The organism is Bradyrhizobium sp. (assembly GCF_027307225.1).
In the GTDB taxonomy this organism is placed as follows: domain Bacteria; phylum Pseudomonadota; class Alphaproteobacteria; order Rhizobiales; family Xanthobacteraceae; genus Bradyrhizobium.
The window spans coordinates 45,972-63,684 of sequence record NZ_DAHUXJ010000106.1 but is presented as its reverse complement, the minus strand read 5'-3'; the positions used below and the strand labels follow the sequence as shown (position 1 = coordinate 63,684).

At 62.3% G+C, this 17,713-nt stretch carries 16 protein-coding genes; 8 read left to right on the top strand and 8 right to left on the bottom strand.

Translation table 11 applies throughout. The features are described 5' to 3' along the window. The first annotated feature begins 159 nt into the window (after positions 1–159). Both M6D32_RS18855 and M6D32_RS18850 read left to right on the top strand, forming a co-directional pair. Entirely contained in the window at positions 160–1,302 is a 1,143-nt protein-coding gene (locus M6D32_RS18855) for a DUF2336 domain-containing protein (RefSeq protein WP_298258959.1), read from the top strand. 16 nt (positions 1,303–1,318) lie between these two features. Next, the gene (locus M6D32_RS18850; RefSeq protein WP_298258957.1) at positions 1,319–1,591 is read left to right on the top strand and encodes a hypothetical protein; all 273 of its coding nucleotides are present in this window, start codon (positions 1,319–1,321) and stop codon (positions 1,589–1,591) included. 357 nt (positions 1,592–1,948) lie between these two features. On the opposite strand, the gene M6D32_RS18845 is transcribed toward M6D32_RS18850, so the two are convergent. Further along, on the bottom strand, positions 1,949–3,142 hold the full coding sequence (locus M6D32_RS18845; protein ID WP_298258955.1) for an ABC transporter substrate-binding protein: 1,194 nt from the start codon (positions 3,140–3,142) through the stop codon (positions 1,949–1,951). Between the two features lie 203 nt (positions 3,143–3,345). Between M6D32_RS18845 and M6D32_RS18840 the strand changes: the two genes are divergently transcribed. Both M6D32_RS18840 and M6D32_RS18835 read left to right on the top strand, forming a co-directional pair. Beyond that, entirely contained in the window at positions 3,346–4,269 is a 924-nt protein-coding gene (locus M6D32_RS18840; RefSeq protein ID WP_298258953.1) for an ABC transporter ATP-binding protein, read from the top strand. Positions 4,270–4,428: 159 nt separating this feature from the next. Beyond that, positions 4,429–5,190, top strand: coding sequence for an ABC transporter permease (locus tag M6D32_RS18835; RefSeq protein ID WP_298258951.1), 762 nt, complete (start codon positions 4,429–4,431; stop codon positions 5,188–5,190). A gap of 104 nt (positions 5,191–5,294) precedes the next feature. On the opposite strand, the gene M6D32_RS18830 is transcribed toward M6D32_RS18835, so the two are convergent. Then, positions 5,295–5,630, bottom strand: a complete 336-nt coding sequence (locus tag M6D32_RS18830) for a hypothetical protein (RefSeq protein ID WP_298258949.1) — start codon at positions 5,628–5,630, stop codon at positions 5,295–5,297. A 263-nt stretch (positions 5,631–5,893) separates the two neighbouring features. Between M6D32_RS18830 and M6D32_RS18825 the strand changes: the two genes are divergently transcribed. After that, a complete protein-coding gene (locus M6D32_RS18825) occupies positions 5,894–6,691 on the top strand; it encodes a L,D-transpeptidase (protein ID WP_298258947.1) in 798 nt (265 codons plus the stop codon). A 120-nt stretch (positions 6,692–6,811) separates the two neighbouring features. Here the strand turns inward: M6D32_RS18825 and M6D32_RS18820 are convergent, their stop codons facing one another. Continuing rightward, a complete protein-coding gene (locus tag M6D32_RS18820; RefSeq protein ID WP_298258945.1) occupies positions 6,812–7,045 on the bottom strand; it encodes a hypothetical protein in 234 nt (77 codons plus the stop codon). A gap of 489 nt (positions 7,046–7,534) precedes the next feature. On the opposite strand from M6D32_RS18820, the gene M6D32_RS18815 reads away from it, so the two are divergent. After that, positions 7,535–8,929 carry a TAXI family TRAP transporter solute-binding subunit gene (locus M6D32_RS18815; RefSeq protein WP_298258942.1) on the top strand — a complete coding sequence of 465 codons (1,395 nt, stop codon included), beginning with the start codon at positions 7,535–7,537 and terminating at the stop codon, positions 8,927–8,929. 43 nt (positions 8,930–8,972) lie between these two features. Here the strand turns inward: M6D32_RS18815 and M6D32_RS18810 are convergent, their stop codons facing one another. The 3 genes from M6D32_RS18810 to M6D32_RS18800 form a co-directional block, all read right to left on the bottom strand. After that, the gene (locus tag M6D32_RS18810) at positions 8,973–10,226 is read right to left on the bottom strand and encodes a Spy/CpxP family protein refolding chaperone (protein ID WP_298258940.1); all 1,254 of its coding nucleotides are present in this window, start codon (positions 10,224–10,226) and stop codon (positions 8,973–8,975) included. After that, the gene (locus tag M6D32_RS18805; protein ID WP_298258938.1) at positions 10,151–10,756 is read right to left on the bottom strand and encodes a hypothetical protein; all 606 of its coding nucleotides are present in this window, start codon (positions 10,754–10,756) and stop codon (positions 10,151–10,153) included. The genes M6D32_RS18810 and M6D32_RS18805 overlap by 76 nt, the downstream gene beginning before the upstream one ends. A gap of 228 nt (positions 10,757–10,984) precedes the next feature. Then, entirely contained in the window at positions 10,985–13,255 is a 2,271-nt protein-coding gene (locus tag M6D32_RS18800) for a fused MFS/spermidine synthase (RefSeq protein ID WP_298258936.1), read from the bottom strand. A 218-nt stretch (positions 13,256–13,473) separates the two neighbouring features. On the opposite strand from M6D32_RS18800, the gene M6D32_RS18795 reads away from it, so the two are divergent. Both M6D32_RS18795 and M6D32_RS18790 read left to right on the top strand, forming a co-directional pair. Continuing rightward, the gene (locus M6D32_RS18795; RefSeq protein WP_298258934.1) at positions 13,474–15,075 is read left to right on the top strand and encodes an NAD(P)/FAD-dependent oxidoreductase; all 1,602 of its coding nucleotides are present in this window, start codon (positions 13,474–13,476) and stop codon (positions 15,073–15,075) included. A 210-nt stretch (positions 15,076–15,285) separates the two neighbouring features. Continuing rightward, positions 15,286–15,669 carry a YkvA family protein gene (locus M6D32_RS18790; protein ID WP_298258932.1) on the top strand — a complete coding sequence of 128 codons (384 nt, stop codon included), beginning with the start codon at positions 15,286–15,288 and terminating at the stop codon, positions 15,667–15,669. Between the two features lie 405 nt (positions 15,670–16,074). On the opposite strand, the gene M6D32_RS18785 is transcribed toward M6D32_RS18790, so the two are convergent. Together M6D32_RS18785 and M6D32_RS18780 are read right to left on the bottom strand one after the other, a co-directional pair. Next, positions 16,075–16,422, bottom strand: a complete 348-nt coding sequence (locus tag M6D32_RS18785) for a GrlR family regulatory protein (protein ID WP_298258930.1) — start codon at positions 16,420–16,422, stop codon at positions 16,075–16,077. A 286-nt stretch (positions 16,423–16,708) separates the two neighbouring features. Continuing rightward, positions 16,709–17,122, bottom strand: a complete 414-nt coding sequence (locus M6D32_RS18780) for a hypothetical protein (protein ID WP_298258928.1) — start codon at positions 17,120–17,122, stop codon at positions 16,709–16,711. Positions 17,123–17,713: the final 591 nt, after the last annotated feature.

The following is a 17,713-nucleotide window of genomic DNA, read 5'->3' as shown; positions in this document are numbered from 1 at the left end:
CGCCATCCTGCTGCTGAACGGTTCATGACCTTAACCAAATTGAACGCATTTTAACGAATTTTGATCGACAATACTTCGGAGCCATCTTTACCGAAAACTTGCGCGTGGCCTGTATTGTGGCTCACCGATGAGGTTTCGCCGAAGGATTTGGCTGCCCAAATGAGCTTGCAATTCAAAACGGTCAAGAAGACCGAATCGAACTCGTTCATCGACGATCTGGAGGAGGCGGTTGCGCGCGGTACGCCCGCCAGCCGCGCCAAGGCGCTGTGGCACACCACCGACCTCATGATTGCGGGCAGCTTCAGCGAGGAAGAAATCTGGACGTTCGGCGAAGTCGTCACCCGTCTGGCCGACGAGATCGAGGTCGCGGCCCGCGCGCAACTGTCCGAAAAGCTGGCGCGTTTCGACCAGGCGCCGGTCAACATCATTCACAAGCTGGCCTTCGATGACGCGATCGAAGTCGCCGGTCCGGTCCTGCGCGATTCCAAGCAGCTCGAGACCTATGCGCTGGTGGCCAATGCCTGCACCAAGAGCCAGGCGCACATGCTGTCGATCTCGCAGCGCGAGACGCTCGAGGAACGCGTGACCGACGAGCTGGTCAAGCGCGGCGACCAGGAAGTCGTCAAGTCGGTTGCCGGCAACAGCGGCGCCAGGTTCTCCGACTTCGGCTTCCTGAACATGGTCCAGCGCGCGGAAGGAGATTCCATCCTCGCCGAGCAGCTCGGCCTGCGCAAGGACATCCCGCGGCATGTCTTCCAGCAGCTGATTGCGAAAGCGACCTCCGATGTGAAGAAGCGGCTGGAGCTCGAGCGCCCGGAAATGGCGCGGCAGATCCAGTCATCCGTGAGTGACCTCGCCGGCGAATTGCAGTCGAAGTTCGGTCCCGCTTCGCGCGGCCATTTCGTCGCCAAGCGCGTCGTAACGACGCAGCACCGGCTCGGCAATCTGAACGAATCGAGCATCTCGAGCTACGCCCGCTCGCACCGGTTCGAGGAAGTCACGATCGGCATGTCGCTGCTCTGCTCGCTGCCGAGCGACATGATCGAGCGCGTGATGCTCGACAAGAATCGCGAGATGCTCCTGATCCTTTGCAAGGCGCTGGATTTCTCGTGGGACACCATGATGGCGCTGCTGTTCCTCGGCGCCAAGGATCACCGGATCACCGCCAGCGAACTCAGAACTCTCGAGAATGATTACGACCGCCTTAACATCGAGACGTCGCGCAGCGTGATGGCCTTCTGCCAGTCGCGCAAGGGCGGTACGGCGGCCGATGCGGGCCTGAAGGCCGCGTTATACGCCTGATCAGGGGGAAGCCAGCATGACCGCAATTCCGTTTGGCAAGGGTGTGCCCGCCTTCGGCAAGGCCGCCGGGCAGGGTTTTGGCCGCAAGGGTGGCGCGATGGCGGAGCAATCCGAGGCGCCGAAACAGGACGGCGGCGCGCTCGACACCGCGCGCACGGTGCTGGAAGCGGCAAACGATTTCAGGGACGAGGCGACCGCCGAGGTTTGCCGCCGGGTGATCGAGGCCAGCACGAACGGCCAGCAGCCGACGCTCTCGGACCTGCGCATCATCAACAATTATTTTCAATAGCGTGCGGTCGCCGCTTTCTTTTCCCTCTCCATTGCGGGGTCCGAGGCGAGCAGAGCTCAGCGAGCGCAGCGAGCCGGGGTGGGGGTTCAAAGAACACACTCTCGATATTTCCGATGTACTAGTGCGGCGAATTTGAAGTTCCTAGCAGTTTCGCCGTGAGTTCGTCATAGGAACTTCAAATTCAAAGCCGCTACTCAAAACAATAAGTTGCTAGAGCTCCTTTGATTCCGAAGTTCGCATCGGAGGGGCCGCAATAGCTTGCGAACTTCGGAATCGGAGCTCTAGCCCCCCACCCGACCGTCGCTTCGCGACGGCCACCCTCCCCGCGCGTTCCGCGGGGGAGGGACAAGAAGGTAGCTACTTCTCCCCGAGAACATCCCCGAACAGCACCCAGGACTTGCCGTCGAAGCGCGCCATCTGGATCTGGCGGATCGGCGTGACGTTGTTCGGATCGGTGTAAACCTTGATGCCGGGCAGCAGCATCGGCATCTCGATCCCGTCGAGCTGCTTGGCCTGCTTGAGGATGTTCTCGCGGGAAAGATCGTCGCCGCAATTCTTCAAAACCTGCGCCATGATCTGCGCCACCGTGTAGCCCTGCACGTTGAAGAGATCGCCGGTCGACGCATTGGGTTGATACTTCTTCATCCAGGCGAACCAGTCCTTCAGCGCCGGATCGTTCGCCCAGCGCGTGTCGTTGGGGTCCTTGAGATAAAGCCCGGTGACGACGCCGACCGAATTCTGCAGGCCCGCCGGCTCAAGCACCGCCGAAAACGAATTCGACACCGAGGGCAGGATGATCAGCGGCTTCCAGCCCATGCTCGCGGCTTTCCTGATCGCTTGCGCGGCGAATTTCGGCGTCGCTTCCGCAAAGAAGACATCCGCGCCGGATTCGCGCATCGTCACCATCTGCGAGTCGATGGTCGGATCGGCCGTGAGGTACGTCGTCTCGGAGACGAGCTGCTTGATGTGTTCGCCGAGACCTTCCTTGAAGCCGCGCACGTAATCCTTGCCGGCGTCTTCGTTCGGGGCGATCACCGCGATCCTGGCGTCGGGCTTCGTCTTCAGAATGTATTCCGCGTAAAGCTTGCCTTCGAGTTCGTAGGTCGGGTTGAAACCGACGGTCCAGGGAAAATGCCCGGGATCGTTCCAGCGCGTCGCGCCGGACGACACGAAGATCTGCGGCACATGCTTGGCGTTGAGATATTTCTGCACCGAGATATTCGGCGCGGTGCCGACCGACGAGAACATCGCCAGCACCTCGTCCTGCTCGACCAGCTTGCGGGTCTGCTCGACGGTCTTGGCCGGCGAATAGGCGTCGTCCATGGTGAGGAATTCGATCTTGCGGCCGTTGATGCCGCCCTGCTCGTTGAGCATCTGGAAATAGGCGGCCTCGGCGCGGGCGATGGTGCCGTAGGCGGAAGCCGGCCCGCTATAGGGCGCGGTATTGCCGAGCTTGATGCCGGCCTCGGCCGCGTTGGCCACCGGCGGCAACGCCACAAAGGCCGTTGCCAACAGCGAAACGGCGCACAAATTCCTGCATACTGACATCATGCTGACAAAAGCCCCGGCGTTTCCTGAAAACCGGTTATTTGACCGGCTGTTTTGATTTGTTCCCGGCAACAAGATATGCGTTGGTCCCCCGCAGACAACCGGCAAAAGCGCCTCGCGGGATTGCACAAAAATTCCTTCCTCTTGCCTGGCGGCCGGTGTACGCCCCTCGCGTTTTCGCTTCCTGAAAAACCAGCATCGGCTCCATGCCTTCCATTATTTCCGTCTCCCAACTCTCCAAAACCTACGGCTCCGGCTTCACGGCGCTGAAGGACATCCATCTGGAGATCATGCAAGGTGAGATCTTTGCGCTGCTGGGGCCGAACGGCGCCGGCAAGACCACGCTCATCAGCATCATCTGCGGCATCAACAATCTCTCGACCGGCCGCATCACGGTCGGCGGCCACGACATCATCTCCGACGCCCGCGCTGCGCGCACCATGATCGGCCTGGTGCCGCAGGAGCTGCATACCGACGCCTTCGAGACCGTGTGGGGCACCGTGAGTTTCAGCCGCGGCCTGTTCGGCAAGCCGAAAAACCCGGCCTACGTCGAAAAGGTGCTGAAGGACCTGTCGCTCTGGGACAAGAAGGATTCCAAGATCGTCACGCTGTCCGGCGGCATGAAACGCCGCGTGATGATCGCGAAGGCGCTGTCGCACGAGCCGCAGGTTCTGTTTCTTGACGAGCCGACCGCCGGCGTCGACGTCGAATTGCGCAAGGGCATGTGGGAAGTGGTGAGCGGGCTGAAAGCAGCCGGCGTCACCATCATCCTCACCACGCATTACATCGGCGAGGCCGAGGAGATGGCGGACAGAGTAGGCGTCATCAACAAGGGCGAGATCATCCTGGTCGAGGAGAAGGCCAAGTTGATGCAGAAGCTCGGGAGCAAGCAACTCAAGCTTCACTTGCAGAACAGCATCGACGCGATCCCGCCGGCGCTTTCGGCCTACCATCTCGAACTGTCGAACGGCGGCAACGACCTGATCTTCAATTACGATACGCGGGGCGACCGCACCGGCATCACCAGCCTGCTCGCCGACCTGCGCGATGCCGGCATCCGCTTCGCCGATCTCGAAACCAGCCAAAGCTCGCTGGAAGACATTTTTGTAAGTTTGGTGCGGCGAACTTGAAGTTCCTACCAGCTTTGCCTCGCCCTCATATAGGAACTTCAAGTTCAATGCCGCACCAAAAACCTAAATTTGCCAGTGTCCCTTTCGATTCCGAAGTTCGCTCCGGAGGGGCCGCGAATACAGGCGAACTTCGGAATCGGGGACACTGGTGAGGCAGTCATGAACTTCCGGGCCATCGGCGCGATCTACAAGTTTGAGATGGCGCGCACCGCGCGCACGATCCTGCAAAGCATCGTGTCGCCTGTGGTGTCGACCTCGCTCTATTTCGTCGTCTTTGGTGCTGCGATCGGCTCGCGCATCACCCAGGTCGAGGGCGTGAGCTACGGCACCTTCATCGTGCCGGGACTAGTGATGTTGTCGGTGCTGACGCAGAGCATCGCCAACGCGTCGTTCGGCATCTATTTCCCGAAATTCGTCGGCACCATCTACGAGATCCTGTCGGCGCCGATTTCCTATTTCGAGATCGTGCTGGGCTATGTCGGCGCGGCGGCGACCAAATCGATCGTTCTCGGCCTGATCATTCTCGCAACCGCCGGCCTGTTCGTGCCGCTGCACATCCATCATCCCTTCTGGATGCTGACTTTCCTGGTGCTCACCGCAGTCACCTTCAGCCTGTTCGGCTTCATCATCGGCATCTGGGCCGACGGCTTCGAGAAACTGCAGATGATCCCGATGCTGATCGTGACGCCGCTGACCTTCCTCGGCGGCAGCTTCTATTCGGTGAACATGCTGCCGTCGGGCTGGCGAACCATCACGCTGCTCAACCCCGTGGTCTATCTGATCAGCGGCTTTCGCTGGAGCTTCTACGAGATCGCCGACGTCAGCGTCGCCGTGAGCATCGGCATGACGCTATCGTTCCTCGTCATTTGCATGATCGCGGTGGCGTGGATTTTCAAGACCGGATACCGGCTCAAAAATTAATCCTGAAAGGATTATCCCGGAGCGATGCGTCAGCATCGAATCCGGGATCTCGAGATTCCGGGCCCGGTCTTTACAGACCGTCCCGGAATGACGGCGCAGTGTAATTACCGATAGCAGCGCCAGTGGCCGTAGCGGTTGTAATAGCCGTGGCAGTGGCGGCGATAGGGAATGCCGAGAGCGCCGTCGACCACGCCAAACGCCCCGCCGACACCGGCTCCGACGGCGCCACCAACCGCCGCGCCAACCGGGCCGGCAGCGCGGCCACCGTCATAAGAACCTTGCGCGGCGCCTTGCTGCATACCGCCCACGAGGCCTTGCGCATGGCTTGCGGCGGGAACGGCAAGCAGCGCCAGCGCCAATGCGAGTAACCCAAGCCAACGCGCGACCGGTACATCGACCGGGTGGGCCACTGCCCTGATCGCCTTTTCCTTACCTAGCATCATCGATTCCTCTTCCCGTGAATGTGAATCGATAACGCCGATGTAGCGCTTTCGGTTCCCGCGTTCACCAATGCGCCACGCTGAGGTCAGGATGATGAACGTATCGGCAGGCCCTGCCACGGCTTTGCCGTTAACGATGCGAGATGGGCATACACGTTTCGGCGATGCGAAAGCGGATACTGGAACCAGCACTGGAATTCAGGCATATTAATCCAGTGGGATGGGGTGCGGTGCGAAATCAAAGGCCTGGAGGCCAGAGGTAAATGCGTTCCCTTCTCGTTGCTGCCACGACCCTGATGCTGTTTGCCGCGGGCGCCGCACAGGCCAAAGTTTCCATCACCGTCGACAAGGATAACCAGATGATGACCGTCGCCGTCGACGGCGTCACCCGTTATCACTGGCCGGTCTCCACCGGAAATCCGTCGCACGAGACGCCGAACGGCACCTTCCGCACCTTCCGCATGGAAGCCGACCACTTCTCCAAGGAATTCGACGACGCGCCGATGCCGCACTCGATCTTCTTCACCAAGATCGGGCACGCGATCCACGGTACCGAGTCCGAACGAAGCCTCGGCATGCCGGTCTCGCATGGTTGCGTGCGGCTGTCGCGCGCCAACGCCTCGACGCTCTACGCGCTGGTCGAGCAGCAAGGCGTGCTCAACGCCACCGTGACGCTGACCGGCTCGTCCACAGTGGCGATCGCCCGCAAGCGGGGCAATACCGCCGTAGCGCGCAACGAGCCCCAACAGCCGGATCAGCAATATCAGCAACGGCTATATCAGCAGCAAACTTCGGACGCCGGCCAGCCGATGTTGCTGACGCCGCAGCCGCAATTTTTCCCCGGCCGCCGCCCCGTGCAGCAGCAGCAGCAGCAGCAACGGGCCGACGACGGCTACATCTATCCGGCCGATGGCAGTTCGACCGATCAGCGCTATCCGGCACCACGCGGCGTGCGGCGGCCCTCAGACAGGCAGGCCGATTACTATCAGCAGCAGCCGCAGGGCTATGACGGCTACGGCAATCAGTACCAGCAGCAGCGCGGTTACTACTATTCGAATTGATCAGGCACTTGGAGTTGCGAGGCATCCTTCAAGTCGCGCTTGATGGACGCCAGTAGGAGCTGACTCAAGAGCTGAGGCGCGCTTTGCGGCGCTAGCCAAAACGGGCACTGGTTTGAGTCCCTACGGTTCGGCCGGCGGTCTCGCACCGCGCAGCCGGCACGAGGTGTTGCAGGTCACCACATTGCCCTTCATGCAGACCCGGCACACGTCGACACATTGGTCGAGTTGCTTGGCGTCATAGGCGGCATAGTGCGAGGCAATGCAAACCCGTTGCTCCGGGGTGTAGTCCGGCTCCTGGCAGGCCGAAAGGCCGGCCGTCAGCACTACCAGGCAAAGCACACGTCGCCATCGCACGGCACGCTCTCCTCGGCGCGCGCGTTCGGACCTGCCGAAACGCGTCCGGGCCAAATTGTCGGTTTCACAACATTCGGCGGGCATAACTGGTTCTGCACCATCGTGTTCGAAATAAGCGCAAACCATCGGCCGAATGCCACGCCCCGGCAACGAAATTCCCCGGGTCGGGCCATCGTTACGCGATTCGGCAATTTTAACGATGACCGAAGCAAGTCCGCCAACATAAATAGTAGCGCCCGCACAACCTCCGAGGCGTGCTGGTGCGGCGAATTTGAAGTTCCTATCAGTTTCGCCGTGAGTTCGTTATACGAACTTCAAATTCAAAGCCTACTCAAAACAATAAGTTGCTAGAGCTCCTTTGATTCCGAAGTTCGCATCGGAGGGGCCGCAATAGCTTGCGAACTTCGGAATCGGAGCTCTAGAATGGTGCAGCGCATCCTTGGGGCCTGGGATAGGCTTTCGGGGGCTACCAATTCATCTGGCGGCGGCATGCCTGTATCGGACAGTTTGAACGCGAAGCTGGCTTCCGGCGGACGGAAAAGCGGCTCTCCTTTTTTGCTCATTGCCGCCGCGCTGCTGATCTTGGCGGCGGTCGCCGGCGCTGCCTTCCTGCTGTCGCGGCCAGCCGTCTTGCGCATCGCGGTCGGACCGGCCGGAAGCGAAGACCAGAAAGTGATCCAGAGTCTGGCGCAGGAGTTCATCACCGAAGGAACTCCGGTCCGCCTGACCGTGGTCTCGACCGCCGGTCCGGTCGAGAGCCTCGGGCTCCTCGCAGCCGGTGAAGTCGACCTTGCCGTCGGCCGTGCCGACGAGGACATGCCGAAGGGGGCGGGATCGGTCGCCATCCTGCGCAAGAACGTCGTGGTGCTGTGGGCGCCGTCCGGCGCGCCGCGCAAGAGCGGCAAGAAAGAAAGCAAATCGAAAATCAAGGAGATCGCAGAGCTCGACGGCAAGCGTGTCGGCGTTCTCGGCCGCACCGCGGTCAATGTCACCCTGCTCAAGCTGATCCTGAGCGAATCCGGCCTTAACCCCGACAAGGTAGCGATTTCGCGCTTCCCCGTTTCGCAAGTAACCGAGATGGTGAAAGATCCCTCGATCGACGCCTTCATGACGGTCGGCCCGCTCGATAGCAAGATCACCACCGATGCCATCGTCACGACCGCGCGGCTGCGCGGCGAGCCGGCTTTTCTCGCCATCGATGTCTCGGAGGCGCTCGCCCACAAGCATCCGCTCTATGAGTCCGAGGAAATTCCAGGCAGCTCGTTCACGACCTCCCCTGCCCGCCCCGACGACACAGTCGATACCGTCGGCGTCAACCACCTGATCGTGGCGACGAAGAAGCTGTCGGACACGAAGGCCGGCGCGTTCACGCGGGCGTTGTTCAACGTGCGCCCGGCGCTCGTCAAGCAAGACCCCGCTGCATCCAAGATCGAAAAGCCGGACACCGACAAGGACGCGGCGATCCCGGCGCATCCCGGCGCGGCGGCCTTTATCGACGGCACCGAACGGACCTTCCTCGACAAGTACAGCGACTACATCTGGGGCGTCGTCTTGCTGCTTTCGGTGCTTGGGTCGGCGACGGCGGGGTTCCGCCATTACATGAAGCGCGACGAGCGCTCGCTGACCGGCGAGCATCGCGACAAGCTGCTGGCGCATATCGCGCAGGTGCGCAAGACAAACTCGCTTGAAGAACTGGACGCGCTCCAGGAAGAGGCCGATGAATTCCTCCGCGAAACGCTGGAAGGCTACGACGACGGCGCGATCGATGAAGGCGATCTGTCCGCCTATGGTCTCGTGCTCGAGCAGTTTCATCACGCGGTCGCCGATCGCCGCGCGGTGATCGGCGGGGGCGCGGCAGGTTTGCCGCGCGTCCGGGCTTCATGAAAAACGCGCCGGCAAGAGCCGGCGCGTTGCTTGCGAAATCCGATCAGAACCCGATCAGCCGGCGGATAATGCCCGCCGCGCTGGCGTGATGGCGATGATGGTAGTGGTGCCGTGGCGCCGGGGCCGTCTCATTGGTATCCGAGACCTGGGCGGCATCGCGCGATGTCCCGATCGATTCGAACTCGGCCTTCTGCTCATCGCTCAGCTGGTTGTAGAAGTCATCGAGTGCGGGTTTGACGGTTTCAACCGCTTGCAACATCGCATCCAGGCGTTTGCCGGCTGCCGCGAGCCGCGCCGGCGGGGTCAATGCCTCGTTGGGCTCGCACGTTCCCTTCAGCATGTCGGCTGCCTTAGCCGTGACATCCTTCAGATTGTTCAGGCTCGCCTGCTGTGCCTCGGTCGGACGCAGCTTTCGTTCGATTTCGGCCGCCGGCCAGTCCGTGACGCCGGGCTGCCCGTTACCGCAGGCTTGCGTCGACGAATCGTCATTGTTGCGGCCGCGCCGCTGCTCTTCACCAAGCGCCGTCAACCGTTGCTTTTGCTCGTCGTTGAGCAGGCCGTAGAAATGATCGAGCGGCGGCTCGACGGTGTTGACGGCCGAGATCATCGCCTCGAGCCGCGTCCGCATCGCAGCCAGCCGGCCGGGCGCGGTGGATGCAACTTGCGACGGGCAGGCATCCTTGATGATCTGGGCCGCCTTGACCGACGCATTGGCGAAATCGTCGAGCGCCTTGCGCTGCTCGTCATCCGGATTGATCGCCTGTTGGATCCGGTCGATCGGAAGGCCGGCGATGTCCTGGGTGTCCTGGCCGCACATTTGCGTCAGTTCATTCGGCTGGTTCGGCGCAGCCGCACGACCGGACGGCGCCGCACCGCTACCGGCAGTACCGCCGCCGGCATAACCGCCGCCGGAATAGCCGCCGCCGGCATAACCGCCGCCGGAATAACCGCCGCCATAAGGCAGATAGCCGGCCAGGTCGTCATAACCGTAAGGCGCGAAAATTCCAGCGTAGAGATCGCCATAGCCGTAGTCCCAGAACGAGGGACCATAACCCCACATCGCATAGTCATACATGTCGTTGTAGGCGAACGGCCAGAACAGCGGGCCGACCCAGCCATAGCCGCCATTGCCGTGCCGCCACCAGCCGCCATTCCGGTCGTGACCACGCCATCCGGCCGTCGCTGCAGCCGCCGAAATATGTGCACGCGATGCCGGATTGTTTAGCGCACCGCGGTTATGCAGCGCGCCGGCAACAGCGGCGCCGGCAAGTGCGTGATGAACGGCGTTCGCCCGCATTGCGGCGTGACGGTTGTTTCCACCGTTACGTCCCGCCAGCGAGTGAGCCCCGCCGAAATTGCCGCCGCGGCCTGCGCGCGAAATTGCGCCACCGCCGCGGCCAGCGTTCGAAATTGCGCCACCGCCGCGGCCTGCATGCGCAGTCGCGCCAGCGCCGCCGAGATGCCCAGCACCGCCGACGTGGCGTCCGCCACCCGCGAAATGCCCGCCGCCGTGGACGCCTCCGCCACGCGCACCGCCGACGTGACCGCCGCCAAATTGGCGACCGGCCATATGACCGCCGCCAACGTGACCGCCGCCGAAGCGCGCGCCGCCGCCATGGACGCCACCGAAATGCGCACCACCCCCGCCGAAATGCGCGCCGCCGCCGTGAAAGCCGCCACCCCCGCCGCGGAATCCTCCACCGCCACCGCCGTGAAATCCTCCACCTCCACCGCCGTGGAAGCCTCCACCTCCGCCGCCGTGGAAACCTCCACCTCCGCCGCCGTGCCCCCCGCCCCCGCCCCCGCCTCCGCCTCGTGGACCCGCATAGGCGCCGGCTGACAGTCCAACAGACAGCACAACGACCGATAACCATTTGATGCTTGACATAGACTCCTCCCGGGCGACGCGCCGGCATCGCACAAGCAAGGTTGCAAGCCCGAACGGCGGCACAAACTTCGACAATGTGCAAGAAAACGCCGAGATTACCGGCCGAGTTCCCCGAGACTATGGCGGAAGACTAAAATCGATTTCAGAATTGGCCGTTCTTGAAGCAGCTATCCGCCTTCGCGAAGGCGTCGATAAACCGCGCCAAGCACGTTGCAATAGTCGTCGGTCCAGACCCGCTGACCGGCGGAAGGTTCGGTTTCTTCCCATTTGTCCGATGACACGAGCTTGCCGACATCGGCCACCGCGCGCGCCGACACCACGACATTGGTCGCGAAGATATATTCGTCGTCGCGGCCGGAATCTTCATCATAGACCCAGCTTTTCATTGCGTTGGCGTCCGCAATGCCGACCACGACGCTCGCCAGTTCCAGATGCCGGTTCGAGACGTGCATCAGCACCACGCCTTGCGGAGCAAGCTTGTCCTTGTAGATCTTCATCGCCTCCTGCGTGGCGAGATGGATCGGGATCGCGTCGGATGAATAGGCATCGACGATGATCAGGTCGTAGAGCCCGTCGGGCTCGCGCGCAAACGTCAGTCGTGCGTCGCCGATGACCGGCTTGAAATCGGGCTGGCAATTCCGGACGTAGGTGAAATATCTGATATCGCGCGCGGTATCGACCATGGTCTGGTCGATCTCGAAGAACTTCCAGGTCTCGCCCGGCGCGGCCGCACAGGTCAGCGTACCGGAGCCGACGCCGATCGCCGCTACGCGCAGCGGCGCGCCCTTGCGGTCGCGGACCGCGGCGATCGCCTGACCGATGCCGCCGTCCTTGTGATAGTAGGTGATCGGGTCGGGCCGGCCCACGACCGGCGTGCCGTCGGCGTTGGCGAATTTCTGCGCGCCGTGAATCGTGGAACCGTGCATCAGCACGTGGTAACGGCCGCTTGGCGTCGTCACGATCTTGTGGACGCCGAAGAAGCTGCGCACGGTATCCACCCGGCCGTCATCGGCGGGATAGACGCGCACCAGCACCAGCGCCAGCGCCGCGACAACGGCGAGCTTGAACCGCGCGGTGTCGAACACGAGCGCCAGCAACATGCCGAGACCGGCGACGCCGCCCGCGACATCGACGCGATAATCCTCGAACCAGTCGAACAGTTCGCCTTTCATCTGCGACGGCACGATCAAGAGCAATGCAACCATCACCGCGAGCGGCCACAGCCAGCGGCTCAGGCGCGGCCAGCGTTCGTTCTCAACCGGGCGGCACAGCGCAGCGAACACGATCAGGATCGGGTATTCCGCGATCCAGGAAAACACGTTCGGCGCGATCAACCCGGCGAAGAGCCCGCCGATCATGCCGCCGAACGACAGCGCGACATAGAAGCCGGTGAGATATTTTGCGTGGGGGCGCGTGCGCGCAAGTTCGCCGTGGCACGCCATGGCGATGACGAAGAAACAAAGTTGATGTCCGCCGAGCGTCAGCAGCAAATTCTGTTCACCGCCGACAGCGAGCAGCATGATGGCGCCGGCGATCGCAACCGGCTGCGCCAGCAACACCCATTTATGCGGTATCAGCGGCCGCGACTGGAACACCAGTACCCAGGTCAGGAGATAGAGCGAGAGCGGCAGCACCCACAGCAAGGGTGCGGCGGCGACGTCGGTCGAAATATGCGCGGTCACCGCAATCAGCAGGCCGGACGGCACCGCGGCGAGAAACACCCAGCGCGCGCGGGTGGCGAGAGATGGCGCCGGCGCGTCGCTTTCGGCCGTCATGCCTGAAGGCACCAGGGCTGGAGACCGCCACAACAGCAAGCCACAAGCCGCGATCAAGACGATCAGGAGGCCGTAGCCGCCGCTCCAGAGCAGATTCTGCATCCTCAGCGTGAAGAGCGGCTCTAACACCAACGGATAGGAGAGCAGCGCGAGGAAGCTGCCGACATTGGAAGAAGCATAGAGAAAATACGGGTCGACGCCATCGGGATGGCCGGTGCGGACGAACCAGGCCTGGAGCAGCGGATTGTTCGCCGCGAGCGCGAAGAACGGCAGCCCGATGGAGGCCACAAACAGGCCGAGCAGCCAGATCGCGTAGCCGCCGGTCGGCGGATCGCCGAAACCGGCTGCGATCGCGAGCGGCAGCGTCGCGAAGGCGACGATCAACAGCGCCACATGCACCAGGATCGCGACCAGACGGTTAGCGATCCGCATCAGAAGATGCGCATAGGCATAGCCCGCGAGCAGCAGCGACTGGAAAAACACCATCGCCACCGACCACACCGCCGGCGAGCCGCCGAGCCGTGGCAGCACCATTTTGGTGAACAGCGGCTGCACCGAAAACAACAGCAGCGCACTGACGAAGATCGCCGCCGTGTAGACCAGCAGCACCAGCCGGTTTCGCGAGACGGACGGCCTGTCTGTCACCAACTCAACGGCGGACATGAAAACTCCGGGTAGGGCCGGGCAATGGAGCATAGGATGGGAATGCGGGCAACGGACTGAACGTAACCCAACGCTCGCATCGCCGCCTTCGATGTGTCATCTAGCAGTCATTCCGGGGCGCCTCGAAGGGGCGACCCCGGAATCTCGAAATTACGGCGCGAGATTCCGGGTCCACGCTTTATGCGTGTCCCGGAATGACGCCCGGGATGAAACCCCACATGAACGAAACCGACGTCGTCATCATCGGAGCCGGCCACAACGGCCTCACCTGCGCGGCCTATCTGGCACGGACCGGCTTGCGGGTGCGCGTGGTCGAGCGACGCAAGGTCGTGGGCGGCGCTGCGGTGACGGAAGAATTCGTTCCGGGCTTCCGCAATTCGGTCGCCGCCTACACCGTGAGCCTGCTCAACCCCCAGATTATTTCTGACCTGAAACTCGGCCAGCATGGTTTGAGGATTGTCGAGCGCCGCGCGCAGAACTTCCTGCCCGCGCCTGACGGCCGCTATTTGCTGACCGGCGAAGGCCGCACCAGGGATTCGCTCGCAAAACTCAGCCCGCGCGACGCCGCCGAACTCGACGGTTTCAACCGAAAGCTGGAGGAGATTGCCGACGTGCTGCGCGCCTTCGTGCTGCGCGCGCCGCCGAACCTGGTCGACGGTTTTGGCGCGGGCGCGATCCGCGAAAGCTTCAATGCGCTCGGCACGGCGAATATCCTGCGCAAGCTGTCGATGGAACAGCAGCGCCTGCTGCTCGACCTGTTCACGCGCTCGGCCGGCGAGATGCTGGACGAGGTGTTCGAGAGCGACCTGATCAAGGCGCTGTTTGGTTTCGATGCCATCGTCGGCAACTATGCATCGCCCTACGCCGCAGGCTCGGCCTATGTGATGCTGCACCATGCCTTCGGCGAAGTGAACGGCAAGAAAGGCGTCTGGGGCCATGCCATCGGCGGCATGGGCGCGATCGGCCAGGCCGTCGCACGCGCCGCCAAAGAGGCCGGCGCCGAGATCACGCTGGAGACAGGCGTTCGCGAGGTGATCGTCGAGCGCGGCCGCGCGGCCGGCGTCGTGCTCGACAATGGCGAGACCATCCGCGCCCGCTATGTCGTGTCCGGCGTCAATCCGAAGCTGCTCTACACCCGCCTCGTGCCGTCAAACGCCCTGCCGGAGGATTTCCTCAAGCGCATGCAAAACTGGCGCAACGGCTCCGGCACCTTCCGCATCAATGTGGCGCTGAAAGCGTTGCCTTCGTTCACGGCGCTGCCGGGAGAAGGCGATCACCTCACCTCGGGAATCATCCTTGCGCCGAGCCTTGCCTACATGGACCGCGCGTGGCTGGACGCGCGCGAAAGCGGCTGGAGCCGCGCGCCCGTGGTCGAGTTGCTGATCCCCTCGACGCTCGACGACAGCCTCGCGCCGCCGGGCCAGCATGTCGCCAGTCTGTTTTGCCAGCACGTCGCGCCGGAACTGCCGGGTGGGCTGTCCTGGGATAACTATCGCGAGGAAGTCGCCGACCTCATGATCGCCACCGTCGACCGGTATGCGCCGGGCTTTGCGGCGAGCGTGATCGGACGCCAGATCCTCTCCCCACTCGACCTCGAGCGGCAATTCGGACTGCTTGGCGGCGACATATTTCACGGGGCGCTGACGCTGAACCAGCTGTTCTCGGCGCGCCCGATGCTCGGCCACGCCGACTACCGCGGCCCGCTCAAGGGGCTTTATCACTGCGGCTCCGGCGCCCATCCCGGCGGCGGCGTCACCGGCGCGCCCGGCCACAACGCCGCGCAGGTGATCTTGCGCGATCGCCGGGGAGTGTTTGCGTAAAGGCGGTGGACAGCCTGGGGATGAGATGTGGATGGCCGGTGCAGTGGAGTGGATTTGACATTCGCTACCCACCTAGCCGCGGGTTCGTCAAGCGAATGTCAAATCCAAAACTCCACTAGAAACCCATATTTGCTAGTGGTCCTTCTAATTCTAACATTCGCAAAAGCGACTGCTGAGAAGGGATGCGAATGTTAGAATTGGACCACTAGAATGTGGGGAGAGGTGAAGAACTGGGCTCGTCTCGTCAAACGGGACGTTCACGCCCTTTACCTTGCCAGCCGGGACCCGCGTGTCCCCTGGTACGCGAAGGCACTGGCCGCGCTCGTGGCGGGATACGCGCTCTCACCGATCGACTTGATACCTGATTTCATCCCGGTCCTCGGTTACCTGGATGATGTCATCCTGGTTCCTGCGGGTATCTGGCTGGTCATCCGGCTGATCCCTGCAGACATCATGGAAGAGCACCGGGCGTTGGCGGAGGCGGCGCAAGCGCGACCTGTCGGCAGGCGTGCGGCGGCAGCGATCGTTGCGGTCTGGATGGCGGTCGCCGCAGGCTTCGGATGGTGGCTGTACCGCCGTCTGACGTCAAACTGACGCAGCTCGCGAAATGGAAACGGGCGACCGCGTCGTGAACGTCAACTCGCGACGGCGAGATCGTTCGCGGGTTCTGCAAGCGCAGTCTTCAGTTCACTCAACTGGAGTCGCAACAGCAACGCCAAAATCCCTGGCGGCGGCGGAGTCTGCGACCGGTCGAGCAAAACACGAAGACGTTCGCCAACCTCGTCGCAAATTGCGCGAGCATGGACGTCGCTACTGGTGCAAGAACCTGGGTCTGGCATATCCCGTCTCCGTCTGGGCCAGACCATGAGCTACCGCCGCTGTTCAACCGGTTAAGTCAGGCAATTTCCGTCGCGGCATAGTCAAACCTGAGTAAATGCCGACAGCTTTCCAAAAAGCCGGAAGTGGATCGTTAACCAGGCACGGCGCTGCTGCTTCTTGCTATTCCTCCGCCAACAGCTTCAGCACGGCGCGAAAGGAGAGGCTGCGCGATCCCACCAGGGTCGTGCCGAACACCTCGGACTCGTCGTCGGCAAATTTCCCGGTAAATCCGGAGCTGACCTCCTCTCCGCCGAACAGCGGGCGGCCGAAGGGATCGGTGAATGGCGTATGCTGGTTGGTGACGAGTTCGCCATTCCAGGTGCCGTCACCCACGCTGTAGCGGCCGACCGACCAGAAAAACGGACCACCCCCGAGCAACTGGCCGTCCTTGAGAATGAGGATTCCGCTATCGCGGCCCCTCACGCCGTCGAGCATGTGGATGTTGATGGAGTAAAGCCCGTTGCGCATGGATCAGGTCGCCCTTCACTCTCCAGAAGGTAGCAGCGGATCTAAACGTCAAACCGCTGGATTGTCGCGCGATCTTTGCACCTGATACGGTGGATGGGACGCGGAAAAGTCTGGGGACGCGCGGCACTCTCAAAGCTCAAGGGACGCATTTGTGACGCGCCGATGAAGCCTGGGGAAAAGCCGGCAAGCGCTTGAGACAACGGCGAATGTTTGACGTCAGTAACTGTGGACGAGCGTTGGGTTCGCTGGCCAATCGGTAGTGCGTCACTGACCCACTACCGATGTGTCACCACCTGGAGGCCCCCCTCCTCCGGATGCACTCATACTGACCCGCGACGATCAAGGCCTGCTCCTCCACCGTGAAGGGCACGCTCGGAACATACCCGGCCGGGCAGGCCGTAAAGAGCCAGCTCGTCATATTGATCACCTGTTCGGGCAGCTTGATATCGAACCGCTCCTTCGGCTTGATCACGCGATCAAACCGGCGCAGGCCACCAAGCTCGACGAAGACGAGCGCCACCGGCTCGCTGCACTCGTTGGTGAAAGTGAAGCTGCCTTGTTGTTCGGTCCATTTGGTGCAAGCTTCGAGGTGAAGCCGGGTGTCGCCTGGGCCCGGCGCGAGATTGGTCGCCGCGTGAAGCCGCCCCAAGACGGCGGACGCGAGGACACACGCTGCGACAAGACCGAATGGGCGCTTCACAATTCTCTCCGATTTCGTTCGCTTACTTAGCGCGGCCGGATGAGAACCTGACAAGAAACGTGAAGCCGTTCGGATTTTGCGCATGAGGGAAGCATCGTCGAGGTGCATCGCGCGAGAAGCCGTCCGCGGCAACCAGGCGATCGGGCCGCAAATCGGCGACCGCCATTCGCGCAGCAACCGTCATCTCCACGGGTTGATCAGCCAGCAAATTCAAAACGATGGAAAGCTTGCTTTAACCAACACTTAACCATCAAGAGGATGAAGCCTGCGAAGGGGGAAGCGATCCCGGCATTTGAGGCGGCAAATGAGCTGCCTCAACGGATAGTTTGAGAACCACCGCTATGCCCTTGCGCGTTAATCTGCTTTTTAACCACAGAGGTGCGCGGAGCCGATATCGGCGCCAAAACGCGCGCACGGGCGTCTCGCACAGGCGAACCTAGAATAACGGGGTGAACGAAACCTTAAATTGGGCCATGACGAACCGACTGTTGATCCCGCCGGGGCTGAGTACACTTTTCTTTTTCCCGCCCCTTGCGGGTCGGGGTGGGGTATAGGCCCCCCACCCTGGCCTCCGCTTCCCTACGGCCTTCC

Bases quoted from the DNA above. Each gene is read 5' to 3' on its own strand.
- M6D32_RS18855 (WP_298258959.1), top strand. From the start codon at position 160: ATGAGCTTGCAATTCAAAACGGTCAAGAAGACCGAATCGAACTCGTTC.
- M6D32_RS18850 (WP_298258957.1), top strand. From the start codon at position 1,319: ATGACCGCAATTCCGTTTGGCAAGGGTGTGCCCGCCTTCGGCAAGGCC.
- M6D32_RS18845 (WP_298258955.1), bottom strand. From the start codon at position 3,142: ATGATGTCAGTATGCAGGAATTTGTGCGCCGTTTCGCTGTTGGCAACG.
- M6D32_RS18840 (WP_298258953.1), top strand. From the start codon at position 3,346: ATGCCTTCCATTATTTCCGTCTCCCAACTCTCCAAAACCTACGGCTCC.
- M6D32_RS18835 (WP_298258951.1), top strand. From the start codon at position 4,429: ATGAACTTCCGGGCCATCGGCGCGATCTACAAGTTTGAGATGGCGCGC.
- M6D32_RS18830 (WP_298258949.1), bottom strand. From the start codon at position 5,630: ATGCTAGGTAAGGAAAAGGCGATCAGGGCAGTGGCCCACCCGGTCGAT.
- M6D32_RS18825 (WP_298258947.1), top strand. From the start codon at position 5,894: ATGCGTTCCCTTCTCGTTGCTGCCACGACCCTGATGCTGTTTGCCGCG.
- M6D32_RS18815 (WP_298258942.1), top strand. From the start codon at position 7,535: ATGCCTGTATCGGACAGTTTGAACGCGAAGCTGGCTTCCGGCGGACGG.
- M6D32_RS18810 (WP_298258940.1), bottom strand. From the start codon at position 10,226: ATGCGGGCGAACGCCGTTCATCACGCACTTGCCGGCGCCGCTGTTGCC.
- M6D32_RS18805 (WP_298258938.1), bottom strand. From the start codon at position 10,756: ATGCGGGTCCACGAGGCGGAGGCGGGGGCGGGGGCGGGGGGCACGGCG.
- M6D32_RS18800 (WP_298258936.1), bottom strand. From the start codon at position 13,255: ATGTCCGCCGTTGAGTTGGTGACAGACAGGCCGTCCGTCTCGCGAAAC.
- M6D32_RS18795 (WP_298258934.1), top strand. From the start codon at position 13,474: ATGAACGAAACCGACGTCGTCATCATCGGAGCCGGCCACAACGGCCTC.
- M6D32_RS18790 (WP_298258932.1), top strand. From the start codon at position 15,286: ATGTGGGGAGAGGTGAAGAACTGGGCTCGTCTCGTCAAACGGGACGTT.
- M6D32_RS18785 (WP_298258930.1), bottom strand. From the start codon at position 16,422: ATGCGCAACGGGCTTTACTCCATCAACATCCACATGCTCGACGGCGTG.